An 18,305-nucleotide genomic window follows, 5' to 3' on the forward strand; every position below is an offset into this window, starting at 1 on the left:
ATCCGCATCTTAAGATGATAAAATGTATTTTCGATGACATCAGTTAAAACGGGCTATTTTGGCTCGTCAAGGTGAAAAAGGAATCAAACAATTTTACCATCACATGGTGCAGGCGGTTGCATTACGGTATAATTTATTTGAAGAGTAAACACCTTTGCATTTAATTGATTAGTTTTGCGTTTAAACGATAAATCAAAGCATTCGGTGGCATTATTATTCAACGACGGGCGTCCAGTAGTAAGACTAAGAGCATTTCGGGCTATCGACGATCCCCAAACCTGTGAACGTTTCATAGAAGGACACGCGCATGTGTTAACTGCTATAGGCGTAAAGAAAGTAACTTCTTCCAAAAATGACTGGATGTACAATCCCGCATCATTCGTACTGATCGTAGAATCCCTTGATGGTGATAAAGTCTATGGTGGAGTACGTATACACGTATCTGGAGGGAGTGAACCACTTCCGATTGAACAGGCCACGGGAGCGATGGATGCCAAAATCTTAGACCTTGTTTATGATTATGCGCAACAGGGAACCGGTGAAGGTTGTGGGCTTTGGAATTCCCGGGAGATCGCTGGATATGGTATTGGCAGCATATTTTTGACGAGGGCTGGTGCCGCTATCAGCACACAGGTTGGCATTAAATCGCTCTTTGCTTTATGTGCTCCTTACACGGTGAAATTAGCAGAAAGTGTTGGCTACCGCATTGATACAAGTGTTGGAAATAATGGCACGTTCTATTATCCTAAGCTGGATCTGCTGGCTACGGTAATGATTATGCGTAATCTTGACACCTTGACCGAAGCCGATCAAGAAAACAAAGATGCAATTTTATCACTTCGGAATAATTCCAATATTGTCCGCATAGAAACTTTGCGGAATAAGGAAATTGAAATTCATTATCAAATCGATATTCCGAATCTCAATCAATGGGATTTAAATGAAATTATTAAAAACCTGAAACATACATCATTAGATCACAAACCAGATGATCGTAATTTAAATATCTTATAATGGACACTAAACATTATGGTGCCGGCTATTTAATGGATACCGGTGATTTTCTTAAACAATTAAAAATACATTCATATACTCCTTTTAATACGATTAAAGAGGGCGTTGTCGTCGATCTAGGTTGTGGCACTGGAATGGATGCCATCAATTTAGCTAATATGCTAGGCCATAACGTTCTTGTCGTTGGATTGGATCATGATAAGGCTTTAATCGAACATGCCAAAACAAGCAGTGTGGAGGTAAAGAACGTCGACTTTGTTCAGGGTGAAGTTAATCAACTTAGCTTTACAGATAATTCCATTGCTGGCATCAGAATGGAACGTGTTGTACAACATCTTCCGGAAGCACCGAAAATGTTTGCTGAGGTTCACCGTGTTTTGCGTGAAGGTCAACCCCTAGTCATCGTCGAGACGATCTGGAATAGCCTGACATTTTACAGCAAGCATGTGGGTATTGAGGCTAAGATATGCCATTATTTGACCGAAGAAAAAGTCAATAATGGCTGGGCTGGGAATAAATTAACTTCAGACCTATTGACTCAAGGCTTTAAACAAGTTCAATTGCAAACATTCTGTATGGTAGCCCGCTCGAAAGAAGAAGCCAACCGCTATCTTTTCTTAGATAAAATTCTTTTGGAGATGGTCGAAAAAGGGAAGTTGAGCACAGCTGAAATGGAGGAATTTCAAAACACATTGGACCAAGCTGATGAAGCGGGTTGTTTCCTTGTTTCTATGAATTTAGTTATTGCCGAAGCAAAAAAATAGCATATAGTGATGAAATGCTGGCTTAACTTGATCTTCTTATTTATTTTTACGTGCAGTTCAACTTGTTTTGGAGAGGTTATTATCGATCAACCGACGCAGCGTGTATTGATCGGATATGGTCTCGAGCGTTATATGGGGAAAGGAGAGCCTAACTTTGCGGATACTTCAGCTTCCTCCTTCCAGTCGTTAGAAAGCAAGGTACCCAATTTGGGCATATCACCCACTGACATCTGGTTCCGATTGCCTGTGACAAATAAGGGAAAAGAGAAACTTGAACTCTTGCTCGAAATTGCCTACCCTCTCTTGGATGAGGTCGAACTTTTTGTACCATCATCAAATGGGCATTATAAATCGATCAAACTGGGCGAGCATCAATCTTTTTCGGCTAGAAAATATAAGGTTCCTAATTACGCATTCGACATCCAATTACCCGGATATGAGAAAACGATCTTTTTTCTTCGTGTAAAAAGTACGGAACAGATTATTCTCCCGATCTATTTAAGTAACGAGCGCAGTTTCTTAAAAGAGATGAATGACGACAGTTTGATAAGCGGGATCTATATTGGTATTGTCGGGATTATGGCGATATACAATTTATTCCTGTTTTTTTCAGTTCGTGAAAGGGGCTATCTGTATTATGTCCTTTATGTTCTTTGTGCAGGAATAACACAAATGGGCATTAAAGGTTATAGTTTTCAGTATCTGTGGCCAAATTGGACATATTTTGCAACAAAAGGTCCTATTATCTTCGGATGTTTATCAGGCTTATGCGCCCTGCTTTTTGCAGATTCATTTCTTCAATTACCGAAAAACGCTCCTCGGTCAAGACGTGTGATTACTGCTTTTATCATCCTTTTTGTCGTTGGTAGCCTTCTTACACTGCTCAACCTTACACAACCAGCGTTCATGGTTATGCAGCTAACAACAGGAGCAGGCTCTTTATTTGTCCTTTACTTATCCTATCGGGTAATGATAAATGGCTATAAACCAGCTAAATATTTTGTTTACGGTTGGACAATTTTACTATTAGGTTCTGTCGTCTTTTTATTGAAAGATTATGGCATTTTAAAATATAACGATTTTACGAGTAACGCCGTACAAATTGCATCTGTTGTGGAGATGGCCTTATTGTCCTTCGGTCTAGCTTATAGTATCAATATCTTAAAAGAAGAAAAAGAAGCATCACAAGTCAGGGAATTAGCGATCTCATTAGAAAACGAAAAGTTGATACGCGAGCAAAATATCGTATTGGAACAAAAAGTAGATGAGCGGACACGTGAATTAACAGAATCTAATGAGTCTCTACAAACCACTCTTACCCACTTGAAGGAAACACAATCTCAACTTGTCGAAGCCGAAAAGATGGCCTCTCTTGGTCAACTGACTGCGGGGGTTGCGCACGAGATCAACAATCCAATCAACTTTGTTACATCCAATGTCGCTCCATTAAAGCGTGATATCAAGATGATCTGGGAAACGCTGGAGGAGGTAGAACGTATAGCTTTTAAAGAGGGGATATCCGAAACGGAAAAGCAATTGCAGATCAAAAAATTCAAGGAGGACCTGGATATTGATTATCTGAAAACAGAGGTAGATTTTCTATTAAAAGGGATGCATGATGGGGCCCATAGGACCGCCGAAATAGTAAAGAGTTTGCGGATCTTCTCGCGCGTAGACGAGGATACATTAAAATTTGCAGATCTAAACGAGGGGTTGGAGTCAACAATGGTTATCCTCAATAGTTTATTAAATAACACGATTGAAGTTGATAAGATCTATGGTGATATGCCAAAGGTCGAATGTCATGCCGGCAAACTCAATCAGGTCTTTTTGAATATTGTGACAAATGCTATTTACGCCGTGAATAAGAAGTTTAATCACGATGTTGGTGGTAAAATATGGATTGAGACCGGAGTTCACGCGGATAATACCTCCGTCTTTATCAAAATCGCAGACAATGGTATAGGTATTCCAAAAGAAATTCATGAACGGATATTCGAACCATTTTTTACAACAAAAGACGTTGGCGAAGGTACTGGTTTGGGAATGTCCATAGCCTATAATACCATTGCGAAACATCATGGTAAAATTATCGTAGATTCAGAAGTGGGACAGGGCACAAGCTTTACACTCCTCATTCCAATTCAACAAAACAATTAATACCACTATAAACTTAAAATAGTTCAATTAACTATTATTTTTTCATATCTTTTGTAAGGGATAAAACCATATAATAAAATTATGCAGAGGGAGCTTGAAATATTATATATCGATGACGAAGTAAACAATTTGGTTAGCTTTAAAGCGAACTTTAGATACGATTACGCTATCCATACAGCATCCAATACGAGTGAGGCCGAAACGATCCTTCATGCTCATCCTGATATCCGTATTATCTTCTGTGACCAACGTATGCCGGATGAGATGGGCATCGATTTTTTGCACCGCATTAAAAAAGATTTTCCAAAACCAATCCGTATTCTTTTAACGGCTTATGCCAATATGGAAACTGTAATTGATGCAGTTAATAAGGGCCATATTTTTAGGTTTGTCCGAAAACCCTGGATGAATGAAGAAATCGTTTCCGCAATAGAAGAAGCTAATAAGTTTTATGTTGCAAACTCCATGCTAGAGGTTAAGAATCAAGAGCTACAAAAAGCTTATGATGAATTAGATAAGTTCGCTTATAGCGTTAGCCATGATCTTCGTGATCCATTGACCGGGGTTCTTTCTGCGGTGAAACTTGGATTAGAGTTTGACAGCATAGATCGTATCCATGAGTTGTTATCACTAATGGATAGTTCCTTGGTCAGCTTAGATGCTTATATTGACAGTCTGCGCGACTATTATCTTTTACGAAGAGGAGAACTCATGTTGTCAACGATAAATTTCGAAGAGCTCTTTGGCAACATACGCCAGTTTTACAGCATGTATACGCAAAATAAGGATGTGGCTTTTGAAATTTCAGTGGATCAAAAAGAAATCTTTAGCGGAGACAAAGCACTTGTAGAACTGATTTTGCATAATCTTCTTTCTAATGCTTTTAAATATCAACGTAAAGGGCAGGAAAACCAGTACGTCAAACTCTCAGTATCCGTATCAGAACGTAAAGCTAAAATTATGGTGAGTGACAACGGAATAGGCATATCTCCAGAGTATGTTGAAGATATCTTTAAATTATTCTTTAGAGCCAGTGATCAAGCGAAAGGCATGGGATTTGGGCTCTATAATGTTCAGAATGCACTCTTAAAACTACAAGGGAAAATCGAAGTACAATCACAACCCAATCAGGGTACAACCTTTACCGTCGTCATACCGAGCAAATAATCCTTTCACTTTCGGCAATCCGATGCGATGGCAGCGAAGAGCATCACAAAGCAAACAGACATTTTAAATAAAAGTTGACTTTCCTAAAATTATAATCCTTTAGGAAAGTAGCTTTTGCCGAAGCAAAAACTCCAACTGATCATTTGAAGTCTCAAGTTGAGAATTAGTCTCCACAATTTTTTGGCGCTCAGCATAGACATCATAAGCGCGTTGAATCGTTTGATCGAGCTCCTCTTCACTCCAAGGCTTATTGAGGTAATGAAAGATTTTTCCTTTATTGACCGCATCAACGACAGCTGCCATGTCCGTATATCCTGTCAAAAGGATACGCATTGGGGCTGCATTGATCTTAATAATCTCTTCCAAAAACTCTACACCGGTCATTTCCGGCATACGTTGATCAGTAATGATAATATGTATCTGGTTGTTTTTGACAATATCGATTGCATCGGCACCACTAATTGCCGTAAACACTTTATACTTTAGTCGAAATGTCGCTTTAAAAGAAAACAGATTGTTTTCTTCGTCGTCAACGTACAATATCGAAATCTTCTTGTCTTCCATAAGCTTATCGTCTGAAATACAAATTTACGTAATAAATTCGCTGAATTAATAACAGATTAAAGAGTTTTATGTTTTCCTAGCAGAAATAATACGGGATAGCTGATAAAAATAATGGATTCGTTATCCGATGATTATAACATTGAACATTAGAAAAAAGATTTAAAGTTAATAGCTGCCTAGGGAAAATAATCCAACTTGTATTGAAAAAAGCCATCCTACATTTGTAAAACGGCTTTTTTGAAAGTGACCCCGCTGAGGCTCGAACTCAGGACCCACAGATTAAGAGTCTGTTGCTCTACCAACTGAGCTACGAAGTCATTCGATAATCCAAATGTAAGGTTCACCGTAGAAAAAGTCAAGTGGAAAAGAATATTTTTTTGACTTTTATGACATTCAAGCGAGATTTTTGGCAGCTGTCCCATAAGAAAAACAGACTCAAATATGTCATTTAAACAAATTATTCTTTCGCTCCATAACGTCTTATTTCCTTGCCACAGCAATCTTTCCCATAATCATTGGCTTAACTTCCATTTTTATTGGTTTATCCAGTTGTATTTTACTCCCCTTTTTGATTGAAATCACAACCGTTTTATAGCCTAACATCTGTGCACGGAGCTCCTGATCTACCCGAAACAGAGATTGCGGTACCCAAAGTTGAAAATCTCCATTTTCATCCACTTGCGTACGGTAATTTCCCAAGGACACCTCTGTTCCCATCATACTTACATCGCTTCCAGCACAAACTACTTTACCTTTTATGCTTACTTTTGTGCTATCGGGGCTTCCTTTTAATGTTGAATTATCATTTGTTGATGAGCTAACCTGCCCCTGCTGCTTTATCTGATCATTTTCTGTTTTTGTTTGGACAACGACAACTTCTCCAGTCAATTTGTTTTGTGCTTGAGCAGCATGAAAGCTCAAGGATCCAACCAACAAGAGGCCCGCAGCGATCCCCGGCCATCTTCCTTGCCAAATAGGGTTTTTAGAAAAAGAAAAAGGGACATCCAATTCACGCATCAACTGATCTTCATAAAATCGACCACATAGCCCTTTACCGGCTTTTTTTATTTGATCTACAATTTCCTGATCATCCATCTGTGAAAAATCTACAACCATCTTCTCACATTGACCACAAAAACGCCCTTGTTCTTGTGGCGTCATCTTATCCCACTCTGCAGAGCAAGAGTCCTTCACTTGTAATATAATCTTTTCCATGTTGTCTCCTTTTTTTATATTTTGAGAAGGGATGCAGGAAAATCGACTATTGCATAATGAAACAGCACAAAAATCACTAAACACTGATAAACAGGTAATTAATAACACACCTTAAAATTATATGTTGACTTTTTAGGGAAAGGGTGGCCCGAATGAAGTACATCATACGCTGAAGAGCGATATAGCAGAAATCGGAAGATCAGGTTCATAAAAATGCCCCCAGAAAGTGTCTAACTTTTTGGGGGCACTGCAACTTTTGACAGTTTATTTAAAGTAAGTAATGTTAGCGCTAACTTCTTTATTTTATACTGTCAAGAATTTCTTTTATAGCTCTTTCCAACTGCGGATCTTTATTTTCCATCCGATCTTGTACGGTATTTTTTACAAGAATATCTGGGGCAACTCCAGTTTGTTCGAGATCCTGACCATCAAGCGTATAACATCCCCAAGACGGAAGTCGATAGTTTGATCCGTCGACTAAGCCTTTAGCAGAAGTAAAAATAATCCAGCGATAGGTCTCATTACCGATGATTTTGCCCAACTTAAGTGCTTTAAAGCCCGCTGCAGTCATTTCAGCATCACTCAGCGATTGCTCATTAATCAATAAAACAATAGGCTTGGCAGATGGTGCAAAATTACTTTGTGGCGCACGTTTACCACCTCGGTATTGCCACTGTAAGTAAGGGCGTTGTGACAGGAATCTTAAAACCTCATCGTGTACATTTCCGCCTGTATTATAACGCAAATCTAAAATAATCCCTTGTTTGTTATTCTCCTGTTCGGCCATGTCGATCAAGAACCGCTGTAACTCAGTATCCGACATATTTTTCATATGTGAATAGGCTATCTTATTGCTACTCAACTGATCAACTCGACTTCGGTTATCTCTAATCCATTGGTCGTAGAGGAGATCTCTAAACACGGCGCTTGATACCGGACGAATGTTTGTCTGAATTTCCTTGCCATTACGATTCAAGGTCAATTGAATTTCTTCTTCCAGTGAAGGCCAAGTAAAATAACTATCGCGGTCTGCCTGCGTATTCAATTTTGTTCCGTTAATCGCGATGAGGATATCACCCGCATGAATATCAGCTTCTTTCTTTGCCGCGGGGCCATTCGGAACAATATAGCTGATCTCGTAAGGATTGCTGGAATCATAGGTCACACCGATTTCATTCGTTACAAAACCAAACGGCTTACGTTCTTCCTGTCCCATTGAACTGAAACCCAGATGCGACGAATTGAGCTCGCCCAACATATCATTTAAGAGGATGCGCAAATCTGTCCTATCGTTGATACCTGGAAGATACTTTTCATATTTCTTTTTTATCGCAACCCAATCCACTCCATGGAAGTTGCTATCGTAGTAATTTTCCTCCAGATTGGCCCATGTTTCATAAAACATTTGATTGAACTCTTTCTCGAGATCTCGATTGAATTTAAAACTCATTGTAACCGCATCAAGCTTATTCAAGTCAAGATTGTATTTCTGAATCGTTCCTCGGGTCAATACGAAGTATTTTCCCGCCGACTCTACAAAATTCTCCATGCCGCCGTCAGCGACTTTTTCGGTTTTGGTCGGTGCAAACAACTCATATACGGTACGATAAGTACTATATTTCCCTTCATGATTGGATGAATAGAAAAGATAGGATTTATCCCCTTTTTGTATCACCAAAGGATTAGATTGTGTTCCAAATGCAGGACTCACTTGCTCAATTCGATCACGCAGTCCTTCTAAATCCAATTGAACCAAACCAGCTTTCTTGGGTTCGGCTATTGGTATCGCGGTTGGCTTGCCCTTATCGACATCATTTTTCTTTTTATCCTTAGCGCCAGCTTCCTTCTTAGCTGTACCAGTTTTATTTACTGTTGTATCTTTCTTTTCGGGTGTTACAAATAATTCATCAAACTTTGCACTACGGTAAGGTTGGTCAAAGTTGGTCAATGCCATTCGGAAAATGCTGGAGTTTTGCATACCGGTAGGATAAGAAGGCTTAGTCCTATTACTCGCAAAATAAATATATTTACCATCAGGAGACCAATATGGTGCTGCTTCTGTGACTCCTGTATTTGTCAAATTAGTCGTTTGCTCATTTTTCAGATTATACACAAAGATATCCTGTTCAAAATTGCGCATAGCTGTGAATAAAAGATAGTTTCCATCAGGGGAGAATGAGGGCGAAGAATTTTGAAATGCCCAGATTTCATCTTTAACTACTGTTTGGCTCTTCAAACTTGTCAAATCCAATATACGTACTTCATCACGACCACTGAGGTACACAGCTTTTGTCCTATCTGCATTGCATGTAATATCACGGTTGTTACGCAGATCTAGTGTCAATTGCTTTACCTCACCTTTACCGTCTGCCGTGCGTGAAAACCAGTTCTGGTAGCCTTGATACGTTTGGCTATAGAGTAATGTTTTACTGTCTTTAAGCCATTTAACCTCCATGACACGTTCTCCCTGACCGGGCATCTGACGAACAAACTTTCCTTCAATATCCGAAACGAACAATTCGCCACGTGATACAAATGCCATTTTCTTTCCGTCCGGAGAAACGTCGAAATTACTGATGTTACCTGAAATGTTAAACTCTTTCAGCTTTCCTAGCACTTGATTGCGGTTAAGTGCGATGTTGGGCTGTACGGTTTTCTTTCCATTGACATCATAAATATAAAGCTGATAGCCCTTTTCAAATGCCACTTTAGTACCGTCTGCCGCGACAAACGGACGTTTGATTGATTCTTGGAAAGAAGTCAATTGAGTTTTCGACTTTCCCGTTAGTTGATAAAGGTTGTACTCACCATTGCTTTCATCGGACACATAGAATATGTTTCCTTTTTGGTCCACAGTGGGCCAAAAATCCTTACCGATATAATCTGTATACTGTTGAAATGCCTTTGTTTTGGGATTATAAGACTTGATATCTGGATTGAAAGCACCTTTATATCGCTTGCGGTTCGCCGAGCTATAGCCTTCCCAGCTGTCATTGAATAACAATTCTCCCGAAGGAGTTGGCACCACGTTACTGATATAATTAAAGACATGTGGAAATAACCTTGTCGCCGTACCTCCATCCAAAGCAACTTGATAAGCGCTCATTCTATTGTAACGCGATGATGTGAAATAAAGCGATTTGCTATCCCAGCTCCAGCTGTCCACTTCGTCCGAAGCATCATGCGATGTCAGCTGCCTTATATCTCCACCCGCCAAGGGCATTACATAGACATCCATATTACCGTTTTGATTGGCGGAAAAAGCCAACCATTTTCCATCTGGGGAAATTCTTGGATTGATCTCATTTCCTTCCATTCCTGTTAACCGTACCGCAACACCACCTTGACTTCCAACTTTCCAAAGGTCACCTTCGTAGCTGAAAACCATTTCCTTTCCATCGGGACTTAAAGTCGGATGGGATAAAAACGTGGGTTGTTGGGCAATAACACAGGTTGTTCCAGCATAGGCTAGAACTGTACTTAAAATTAGTTTCTTTATCATGTTATCTAGGAGGCTAATAGTTGTTTGCCAATACAAAGGTAGAATAGGTATTGAACAAACCACCATGAAATAGCGAAGAATTTTATATTTTTATTCCTTCACTACATCAACATTTAATTGTTGACTTTCTCCCGTTATTTCACTGCTATTATTTTCTAATGATATGGAAGCCCAAACCTCTTCTATTTTGACTACCACATCGAATATCTTCTTAAATTAAAGTATGCATACAAATAAACTGAAACAAATGTGTCTATTTTCGGTTCCTATACAAGGAATGATTACGTACAATATATGATATTGAATAAATATGTTTAGCCGAATTCAAAAAGCACATCGTATTATTTTCTTACCGGAAGATTGAGGCAGATGATAATTATCGAAACTAGCGCATATAATTATCATCACGCCGATATGCTATTTAAATATAGGCATATTTCGTATCCCTATTGTAACCTAAACATGCAAATATTTTTTGAATCATTATATTTTTTAATGGGATACTTATCCTTAACTTTGCACCCTCAAATCAGAAACTATGGACGCAACGTTAACTCACTCAGAAGAAGATCTTTATAAGAAACGAAATCGCATAAGAATTGCGGTATCGCTTTTCTTTTTTTGCCAAGGTATCGCGTTTGCATCTTGGGCAAGCCGCATCCCCGTTATCAAAGCTCATCTCAACTTAAGTGAGGGTCAATTGGGGACAATTTTATTAATGCTTCCAGTCGGACAACTTGCAACGATGGCTCTTTCAGGAAAATTGGTTACAAAATATGGAAGTGCTAGCGTTTTGCGTATCGTACCCATCGCTTACACCTTGGTCTTGTGCTCCATCCCCTTTGCGCAGAATGCCTGGCAGTTAGGAGGCATACTATTTCTATTTGGTGTAACCGGAAATATGTGTAATATATCTGTTAATACACAGGGTGTCGCAACGGAGCAGGTTTTCAAAAAATCAATAATGACTTCCTTTCATGGAGCCTGGAGTATCGCTGGTTTCACAGGAGCACTAGTAGGCTTGTTAACGATGAATTTTGGACTGAACACCTTTTACCATTTTTTAATCATATTAGTCATTGTCACAGCGAATACACTAATCAACCAAAAGTATTTGGTTCCTGGCAAATCTCCTCAAAAGGAAAAGCGCAGTTTTTTCTCTAAACCAGAAGGTGGCTTACTTCAGCTCGGCATCATCGGCTTTTTCAGCATGGCAACTGAGGGGGCAATGTTCGACTGGAGTGGGGTGTATTTCAAGGAGATAGTTCAGGCGCCAGAGAAATTTGTTGTCGTTGGCTACGCTTCATTTATGATCATGATGGCTACTGGGCGCTTTGTTGGTGATGCTGTCATTCGGAAATTGGGCCGAAAAAGGACCCTGCAGTACAGTGGCCTACTGATGTTCATCGGGATGATGACATCGGTTATTTTTCCCGAATTTATCATCTGTACCCTAGCTTTTATGTTGGTCGGTATCGGTGTAGCTTGCAATGTCCCCTCCATCTACAGTATTGCCGGACAGAACAAAAATGTGCCCTCTGGAGTGGCTTTGGCCATGGTTTCAAGCATTAGCTACTTGGGCTTTTTAATGGGACCACCTTTAATTGGGTATATTGCTGAAGTCTTTAGCCTACGCTATTCCTATGGTATTTTTGCCTGTTTCGGACTGTTGATGTTTATAATGGTTGGACGATTATCTTTATTCAAAGACACAAGCCAAACCTAATCGAACGATGGAAGTATCTTCTTACTGAATTTAAAGTTTGACCTGAAGAAATCTCGTGCTAAATGACATGCGTTTATTTTTCAAGACATAAGGCATGGCAAGTAAATAAAAACAAGCCGTACCGCTTCCTAAAATTGATCCAAACCAAACATCTTCTACGAAATGCTGTCCCAAATACACCCGAGAGTAGGCTGTTAATGCAGCGAGAATAAATACAGTTATACCAAAAGCTTTATTTTTTGAGAGAATACCTAACGTAGCCGCCAGCGCAAAGGCCGAAGTTGTATGTCCGGAAGGGAAGGAGTTAAAGTGCGCTACACGCAACCAAGAAACAACATGGAATGTAGGATTTCCATGAAATACGGTTGCCGGTCTATCGGCATCGAAAAGGTTTTTCAGTATACAGCAGATCAGCCCCGAGAAAATATATGTCCCCAGGATAGCTCGGGCAAAATTCCATTGCTGCGTACAGCAGTAGGCAATAAAAACACCTATAACAAAAAGACCGTCTCCAAAATAAGTCTGTATTGTAAAAAGAATATCAGCCCAAAATGAATGACGAGTATTCACAAAATGGAATGCATCTTCCTTCGGAATAAATATAACAACAGCTGTCATTAAGACTATCCAAATGCTAAAGCAAGCAAAAAAAGCAGGGTTAGCTGCATATACCTTTCTAAATTGGTATAATAAAAATTTTCCCATTCAATTTATATTATCGGATTACAGGCCAAAAGTAAAATTGCTGTAAATAATTATCCGAAAATAATCATTCCAATAAAAATTTACAATTCTATTACCTATTTATTTTGATAAGAAAAGGAAAAGTTTTATTGAATAAACAAAAAAAGCGATGGAAATCCATCGCTTTTCTCAGTAGCCCCGAGCAGAATCGAACTGCTATCAAATGTTTAGGAAACATCTATTCTATCCGTTGAACTACGGGGCCTTTCAGAAGCCAAACTTAGGCTTATTTTATATATAAGTCAATAGCTAGTCTAAAATCCTGTTATATTTTTTTAAAAAAGAGAGGTAGCCACTATATAGACTCATTATACCAAAGCGATTAACATTGACCATAGCCAAAATATATATCAAAATCGTTTCACGTACGATGGAATAGTCACGATCAACCGCAAATTTAGAACCTGTAAAATAGACTGGATTTAGAAAAGAAAAAATGGTGGAGGGAGAAGGATTCGAACCTTCGAAGCCGAAGCAACGGATTTACAGTCCGTCCCATTTGACCGCTCTGGAACCCCTCCAGCATTGTGCTGTTCTAGAATTGAACGTCGCAAAAGTAGCTTTTGATTTGCAAAACTGCAATAATTTTTGGGTATAAATCTGTAACTAGCGCAGTATGAATTCATTTATTTTCATGCAACATATAAATGGTCTGTTAATCATCAGATCAACCTATCATTATTATAATAAAAACTTATTGTTATAATCTAGTCATAATAGATTTTGACGATAGTGTATTGGTAAAATCAATTCGCTTTTTGGATCGAGTTGCTGTATCTTTGTGTCAACAAAAAAAAGAAAGATATATTATGAGTTTCACAGGTAAAAGTTTTCCAAGCATTACAGTAGATGCAATTGATTATTTAGGCGACAATTTACAGATCAACATTTTTGAAAAAGCAGTTAAAGAAGGTAAAAAAGTGCTTTTATTTTGGTATCCAAAAGATTTCACTTTCGTATGTCCTACTGAATTACACGCTTTTCAAGAAGCAGCTGCTGAGTTTGAAAAACGCAATACAGTCTTAATCGGCGCTTCTTGCGATACAAATGAAGTACACTTTGCTTGGTTAAACACAGCAAAAGATAACGGTGGAATTGAAGGTGTTGAATATCCTCTATTGGCAGACACCAACCGCAACTTATCAAGTATATTAGGAATCTTAGATGTTCAAGAAGTTGAACACCCTGAATACGGAACATTGGCACAAGGTTCTGCGGTTACTTATAGAGCAACATATTTGATCGACGAAACTGGCCGTGTATTCCATGAATCAGTAAACGACATGCCTTTGGGTCGTAACGTTAAAGAATACTTACGTTTGATCGATGCTTACGCTCACGTACAGAAATTTGGCGAAGTGTGTCCTGCAAACTGGGAAGAAGGTAAAGATGCAATGAACGCAGATAGAAAAGGTGTAGCTGATTATTTAGCTAAACACTAACAATACAAGACCACAGTGTCTTTTCGACAGGAGCTTTTCCCGGCTCCTGTTGATTTCTCCAACAATCACCTTAAAAATAAAATCATGTTACAAGAATTAGAAAACGATAATTTACAAGAAATTGTAAACAATAACGATATTGTAATGGTTCAGTACTCCGCAACTTGGTGTGGTAACTGTAAAATCATGAAACCGAAATTCAAAAAATTGGCTGGCGAAAATGATAGCGTACCTTTTGTTATTGCTGATGCAGAAAAATTCCCTGAATCCCGCAAACTAGCAAATGTCAATAACCTACCCACTTTCGCTGCTTTTAAAAACGGTAAATTAGTCAATCAGGTACAAACAAATAAGTTAGACGCATTAGTAGAATTATTCAATGAAACTACCAGTAATTAAGCATTTGACAGAGTTCATCGAGCAGAATGATGTAGATTATGTCTTGGAAACAATCGAGACACTGGAAGCTTTAACCGAAGCTCCTTTGAAAGATGAAGAACTTGACGTTCTTGGTGAATTGATTTCAAACCTATACGGAGCTGTAGAGGTAGATAAATTAATTAAAGAAGGTAACTCCAAAAAAGACGCGTTAAATATGTTTATGAAGCGTGTTCTAGGTGCCATTGATAAATAGTGTTTGGTCCCAAAAACATTCGCGTGAAACTTTCTTTAAAGGTTGCTCCTGTCGTTTTTGAGCATTTGAAACATAGAGACTAAAATCGATTGAAATTTGTCAAACAAATATACAATTGGCTTTAGACCAATACAGATTTTTTTGAAGGTAGCGGAAAACCTATCTTACCTTAAATATCGCTGTATTGCAGCATCTTAAACGCATGACGCCGCTATATTATATGTTTTCCAAAAGCTAAAATGTTGACAAAATTTAGCAATGTGGAAAACTAATTAAGGTAATCTGACAGAACTAAATATTTTCTACATATATTTACTTATGTTAAAGGTTGCCACTTGGAGCGAAGCGACAAAATAACTATTCTCTAAAAATTCGTTTCAGGAAAAAATATTTTAATTGTTAAACGGAAATTCCAGCTTGATTGGGATTTCCGTTTTTTATTTATGCCTATATTTTACCATTTAGTGATCTATCCCTCTACCTCGTCACTCAAACTAGCTTCCTTTTATGGCCCTAAGTTTAATTCGCCTAATATCCATAAGTCAAAGCAATATACCAACGTCACAAGTGGGCTAATTAAAGACTGTCAATTAAAAAGACACGCAATAAAATTACAATCTCCAACAATCCGTTGTTCATCAAAATTTTTATCTTTAAACATGCGAAGACCTTTTCTCTCTGTTATCATTATTTTGGCTGGCATCTTGTCAACTTCAATCGTTAAAGCACAGAATCCACAGTGGAACGCTGCTGAAATTAAACTTCATCTAGAAAAACTGAACGTGCTGGGGTCGGTACTCTATTTTGCAGCACATCCCGATGATGAAAATACCCGGCTAATAGCTTGGCTAGCGCAGGAAAAAAAATATAAAACAGGCTATTTATCCCTAACTCGAGGTGATGGGGGACAAAACCTTATCGGAACAGAACAAGGTATTGAACTTGGATTGATTCGAACGCAGGAATTACTGGCAGCTCGAAAAATCGATAAAGGTGAGCAATTTTTTTCATCAGCATACGATTTTGGATTCTCGAAGACTCCAGAGGAAACTTTCGAATTCTGGGATAAACAGCGTGTTCTCCGCGAAGCCGTATGGATTATCCGCAAATTTAGGCCCGATGTCATCATCACGCGTTTTCCTCCCGATTCAAGGGGTGGCCATGGTCATCATCAAGCCTCGGCCATTCTAGCACATGAAGCCTTTAAAGCTGCTGCTGATCCGAATATATTCCCAGAGCAACTTCAATTTGTACGCCCCTGGAAAGCTAAACGCTTGCTTTGGAATACAGCTAACTTCGGAGGTCAAAACAATACACGTGAAGATCAGTTAAAAATAGATATCGGGGATTACAATTCTCTTCTAGGAGCCTCTTATGGAGAAATTGCCGCACACAGCCGTTCATCACACAAAAGCCAAGGCTTTGGTTCGGCAAGCCAACGTGGCTCTTCAATCGAATACTTTGAGTATGTAGACGGTGCACCTGCAAAAAATACACTCTTGGATGGAGTTGACACCTCATGGAAAAGAATTCAAAACGGCAGTAAAGTTGAGTCCTTAATTGACCACATCAATCAAACATATCAAATTGATAAACCCGAATTGATCATTGCTGAATTGATCCAACTGTACAAAGCACTGGATCAAATTGATGATGAATACTGGAAAACTGAAAAGAAAAAAGAGGTTGAAAAACTAATTCTTGCCTGTGGTGGAATTTGGTTCGAAAGTATCGCTAAAAATCCATCCTATGCCTTGGAAGATCAGATCAAAGTAGAACATTCCATTATTGTTCGGCGTCCAAATGTAACCGTTGAGCTGACCCAAATAAATGGAAATAGCATTCATGAAACACTAAAAATAAACAAGCTACAAAGAGACTCGGTTCTTATACATGCCGACAGGACGACACAACCATACTGGTTGATTGATCCACATGGAAAAGGCAAATTTAATGTCAGTGATTTTAACCTGACAGGCTATCCAGAAAACCCCTATGCTCCAGAGGTATCCTTTCAACTCCGGATCAATGGTGAAAATATCACACTCAATCAACCCATAAAATATAAATATACCGATCCTGTTCGTGGCGAAATCTATGACCCCATTGTGATCGTCCCACAGTTGACGGCAAAAAGTTCCAGCCCTTTGGCACTTACACAAAATGCCCACACTGTCAAAGTGAATCTGACTTTTCAGAAAAACGGACAAGCAAACACAACCACATTTAACGTCAGACCGCATGTACCTAAAGGCTGGGAAGTTTCACCGGCATCTTTTGACCTATCTTTTGACAAAGGCGAGCGTACAATTTCCAGAGAGATCAGCATAAAACCATCAGATGCTTCTAAATCTTCCATTGATACCCTTGGGTTCCTCTTGGCAGACAAAGAACGTTTAAAGGAGATAAAATCCATCGACTACAATCATATACCTAATATTGTTTATTTTCCAGATGTCGCTATAAAAATGAGCAATATCAACCTGGTCAACGACGTAAAGAGCGTGGCATACATCCATGGGGCAGGGGATCTAATTCCTGAATCATTGACGGCCATTGGTATAAAAGTCGATGTGTTAAGTAACGAACAAGCTTTAAAAACAGATCTTTCTAGCTATGACGCGGTAATTCTTGGTGTCCGAATATTCAACGTTAACAAACAAATTGTTCCGCTCCAAAACAAACTACTCGCGTATGTCAACATGGGCGGAACAGTTTTAGCGCAATACAATGTAAACAATGGACTGATCTCAAAAAACTTTGGTCCTTTTCCTTTTAGCGTCGGAAGAAGCCGGGTAACAGATGAACTTGCGACAGTACACTTCGATAAAAATGATCCGATTTTCAATTACCCGAACAAGATCAGCGAAGCTGACTTCGAACACTGGGTACAGGAGCGGGGGTTATATTTTGCAGAAGATATTGATAAAAAGTACCGCACTCCGATCAGCATGCAAGATCCCGGTGAACCCTTGCACAACGGCTCACTACTCATTGCTCAATATGGAAAAGGTAAATTTGTTTATACATCTTTATCTTTTTTCAGACAATTGCCTGCAGGAATTCCCGGAGCTTATAGATTATTCGTAAATTTGTTATCAAAATCAAAATAATATAATAATGGAAAATCAGATTGACAACAGCTGCACAACAATTGATGCTGGCAAAGCAAAAGGAATCATTCTTTTAGTTGCTGTAGTATTTGGTGCATTAATTGGATTCACTGCAAACGAGACATTTCTAAGCATCTTCGGTGGTGCTATTGTCGGATTGATTATCGCTGCTATTTTTAATAGTGTTATCTATCCACAGAAGCCTTCAGATAGATAAAAAATATGAATAGCTGGAAGCGTTTCTACTGGTTAGTCGTTAT

Annotated in this window: 14 protein-coding genes and 3 tRNA genes; 10 read left to right on the forward strand and 7 right to left on the reverse strand. The window is 38.8% G+C overall.

Translation table 11 applies throughout. The features are described from left to right. Positions 1 to 204 precede the first annotated feature (204 nt). The 4 genes from B4Z47_RS19600 to B4Z47_RS19615 all read left to right on the forward strand — a co-directional run bounded on the left by B4Z47_RS19600 (position 205) and on the right by B4Z47_RS19615 (position 5,105). A complete protein-coding gene (locus B4Z47_RS19600) occupies positions 205 to 1,014 on the forward strand; it encodes a hypothetical protein (protein WP_070562848.1) in 810 nt (269 codons plus the stop codon). After that, positions 1,014 to 1,778 (forward strand): methyltransferase domain-containing protein, encoded by a 765-nt coding sequence (locus B4Z47_RS19605; protein WP_070562758.1) that lies wholly within the window; start codon positions 1,014 to 1,016, stop codon positions 1,776 to 1,778. The genes B4Z47_RS19600 and B4Z47_RS19605 overlap by 1 nt, the downstream gene beginning before the upstream one ends. A gap of 9 nt (positions 1,779 to 1,787) precedes the next feature. Further along, on the forward strand, positions 1,788 to 3,938 hold the full coding sequence (locus B4Z47_RS19610) for a sensor histidine kinase (RefSeq protein ID WP_070562755.1): 2,151 nt from the start codon (positions 1,788 to 1,790) through the stop codon (positions 3,936 to 3,938). Positions 3,939 to 4,019: 81 nt separating this feature from the next. Continuing rightward, entirely contained in the window at positions 4,020 to 5,105 is a 1,086-nt protein-coding gene (locus B4Z47_RS19615; RefSeq protein WP_070562752.1) for a sensor histidine kinase, read from the forward strand. A 99-nt stretch (positions 5,106 to 5,204) separates the two neighbouring features. On the opposite strand, the gene B4Z47_RS19620 is transcribed toward B4Z47_RS19615, so the two are convergent. The 4 genes from B4Z47_RS19620 to B4Z47_RS19635 all read right to left on the reverse strand — a co-directional run bounded on the left by B4Z47_RS19620 (position 5,205) and on the right by B4Z47_RS19635 (position 10,386). After that, the gene (locus tag B4Z47_RS19620) at positions 5,205 to 5,669 is read right to left on the reverse strand and encodes a response regulator (RefSeq protein ID WP_046673283.1); all 465 of its coding nucleotides are present in this window, start codon (positions 5,667 to 5,669) and stop codon (positions 5,205 to 5,207) included. A 244-nt stretch (positions 5,670 to 5,913) separates the two neighbouring features. Beyond that, positions 5,914 to 5,986: transfer RNA gene (locus B4Z47_RS19625), tRNA-Lys, on the reverse strand. A gap of 163 nt (positions 5,987 to 6,149) precedes the next feature. Continuing rightward, a complete protein-coding gene (locus B4Z47_RS19630; protein ID WP_139144916.1) occupies positions 6,150 to 6,884 on the reverse strand; it encodes a carboxypeptidase-like regulatory domain-containing protein in 735 nt (244 codons plus the stop codon). A 298-nt stretch (positions 6,885 to 7,182) separates the two neighbouring features. Beyond that, positions 7,183 to 10,386: a S41 family peptidase gene (locus B4Z47_RS19635; RefSeq protein ID WP_070562746.1), complete on the reverse strand. Its 3,204-nt coding sequence runs from the start codon at positions 10,384 to 10,386 to the stop codon at positions 7,183 to 7,185. Between the two features lie 538 nt (positions 10,387 to 10,924). On the opposite strand from B4Z47_RS19635, the gene B4Z47_RS19640 reads away from it, so the two are divergent. Next, on the forward strand, positions 10,925 to 12,112 hold the full coding sequence (locus B4Z47_RS19640) for an MFS transporter (protein WP_070562743.1): 1,188 nt from the start codon (positions 10,925 to 10,927) through the stop codon (positions 12,110 to 12,112). A gap of 30 nt (positions 12,113 to 12,142) precedes the next feature. Here the strand turns inward: B4Z47_RS19640 and B4Z47_RS19645 are convergent, their stop codons facing one another. The 3 genes from B4Z47_RS19645 to B4Z47_RS19655 form a co-directional block, all read right to left on the reverse strand. After that, the gene (locus B4Z47_RS19645) at positions 12,143 to 12,817 is read right to left on the reverse strand and encodes a phosphatase PAP2 family protein (protein ID WP_070562741.1); all 675 of its coding nucleotides are present in this window, start codon (positions 12,815 to 12,817) and stop codon (positions 12,143 to 12,145) included. A gap of 172 nt (positions 12,818 to 12,989) precedes the next feature. After that, a tRNA-Arg gene (locus tag B4Z47_RS19650) sits at positions 12,990 to 13,061 on the reverse strand. A gap of 232 nt (positions 13,062 to 13,293) precedes the next feature. Then, positions 13,294 to 13,377: transfer RNA gene (locus B4Z47_RS19655), tRNA-Tyr, on the reverse strand. A gap of 237 nt (positions 13,378 to 13,614) precedes the next feature. Between B4Z47_RS19655 and B4Z47_RS19660 the strand changes: the two genes are divergently transcribed. The 5 genes from B4Z47_RS19660 (at position 13,615) to B4Z47_RS19680 (ending at position 18,262) form a co-directional block, all read left to right on the forward strand. Further along, a complete protein-coding gene (locus B4Z47_RS19660) occupies positions 13,615 to 14,298 on the forward strand; it encodes a peroxiredoxin (protein WP_236560328.1) in 684 nt (227 codons plus the stop codon). Positions 14,299 to 14,382: 84 nt separating this feature from the next. After that, positions 14,383 to 14,697: a thioredoxin family protein gene (locus B4Z47_RS19665; protein ID WP_046673204.1), complete on the forward strand. Its 315-nt coding sequence runs from the start codon at positions 14,383 to 14,385 to the stop codon at positions 14,695 to 14,697. A gap of 4 nt (positions 14,698 to 14,701) precedes the next feature. Continuing rightward, positions 14,702 to 14,932, forward strand: coding sequence for a DUF6952 family protein (locus B4Z47_RS19670; protein ID WP_236560329.1), 231 nt, complete (start codon positions 14,702 to 14,704; stop codon positions 14,930 to 14,932). Between the two features lie 659 nt (positions 14,933 to 15,591). Continuing rightward, positions 15,592 to 18,045 carry a PIG-L family deacetylase gene (locus tag B4Z47_RS19675; protein ID WP_070562735.1) on the forward strand — a complete coding sequence of 818 codons (2,454 nt, stop codon included), beginning with the start codon at positions 15,592 to 15,594 and terminating at the stop codon, positions 18,043 to 18,045. 7 nt (positions 18,046 to 18,052) lie between these two features. Beyond that, positions 18,053 to 18,262, forward strand: coding sequence for a hypothetical protein (locus B4Z47_RS19680; RefSeq protein WP_070562731.1), 210 nt, complete (start codon positions 18,053 to 18,055; stop codon positions 18,260 to 18,262). Positions 18,263 to 18,305: the final 43 nt, after the last annotated feature.

The organism is Sphingobacterium sp. UBA2610 (genome assembly GCF_002339225.1).
GTDB lineage: Bacteria > Bacteroidota > Bacteroidia > Sphingobacteriales > Sphingobacteriaceae > Sphingobacterium > Sphingobacterium multivorum.

Bases quoted from the DNA above. Each gene is read 5' to 3' on its own strand.
- B4Z47_RS19605 (WP_070562758.1), top strand. From the start codon at position 1,014: ATGGACACTAAACATTATGGTGCCGGCTATTTAATGGATACCGGTGAT.
- B4Z47_RS19610 (WP_070562755.1), top strand. From the start codon at position 1,788: ATGAAATGCTGGCTTAACTTGATCTTCTTATTTATTTTTACGTGCAGT.
- B4Z47_RS19615 (WP_070562752.1), top strand. From the start codon at position 4,020: ATGCAGAGGGAGCTTGAAATATTATATATCGATGACGAAGTAAACAAT.
- B4Z47_RS19620 (WP_046673283.1), bottom strand. From the start codon at position 5,669: ATGGAAGACAAGAAGATTTCGATATTGTACGTTGACGACGAAGAAAAC.
- B4Z47_RS19630 (WP_139144916.1), bottom strand. From the start codon at position 6,884: ATGGAAAAGATTATATTACAAGTGAAGGACTCTTGCTCTGCAGAGTGG.
- B4Z47_RS19635 (WP_070562746.1), bottom strand. From the start codon at position 10,386: ATGATAAAGAAACTAATTTTAAGTACAGTTCTAGCCTATGCTGGAACA.
- B4Z47_RS19640 (WP_070562743.1), top strand. From the start codon at position 10,925: ATGGACGCAACGTTAACTCACTCAGAAGAAGATCTTTATAAGAAACGA.
- B4Z47_RS19645 (WP_070562741.1), bottom strand. From the start codon at position 12,817: ATGGGAAAATTTTTATTATACCAATTTAGAAAGGTATATGCAGCTAAC.
- B4Z47_RS19665 (WP_046673204.1), top strand. From the start codon at position 14,383: ATGTTACAAGAATTAGAAAACGATAATTTACAAGAAATTGTAAACAAT.
- B4Z47_RS19675 (WP_070562735.1), top strand. From the start codon at position 15,592: ATGCGAAGACCTTTTCTCTCTGTTATCATTATTTTGGCTGGCATCTTG.
- B4Z47_RS19680 (WP_070562731.1), top strand. From the start codon at position 18,053: ATGGAAAATCAGATTGACAACAGCTGCACAACAATTGATGCTGGCAAA.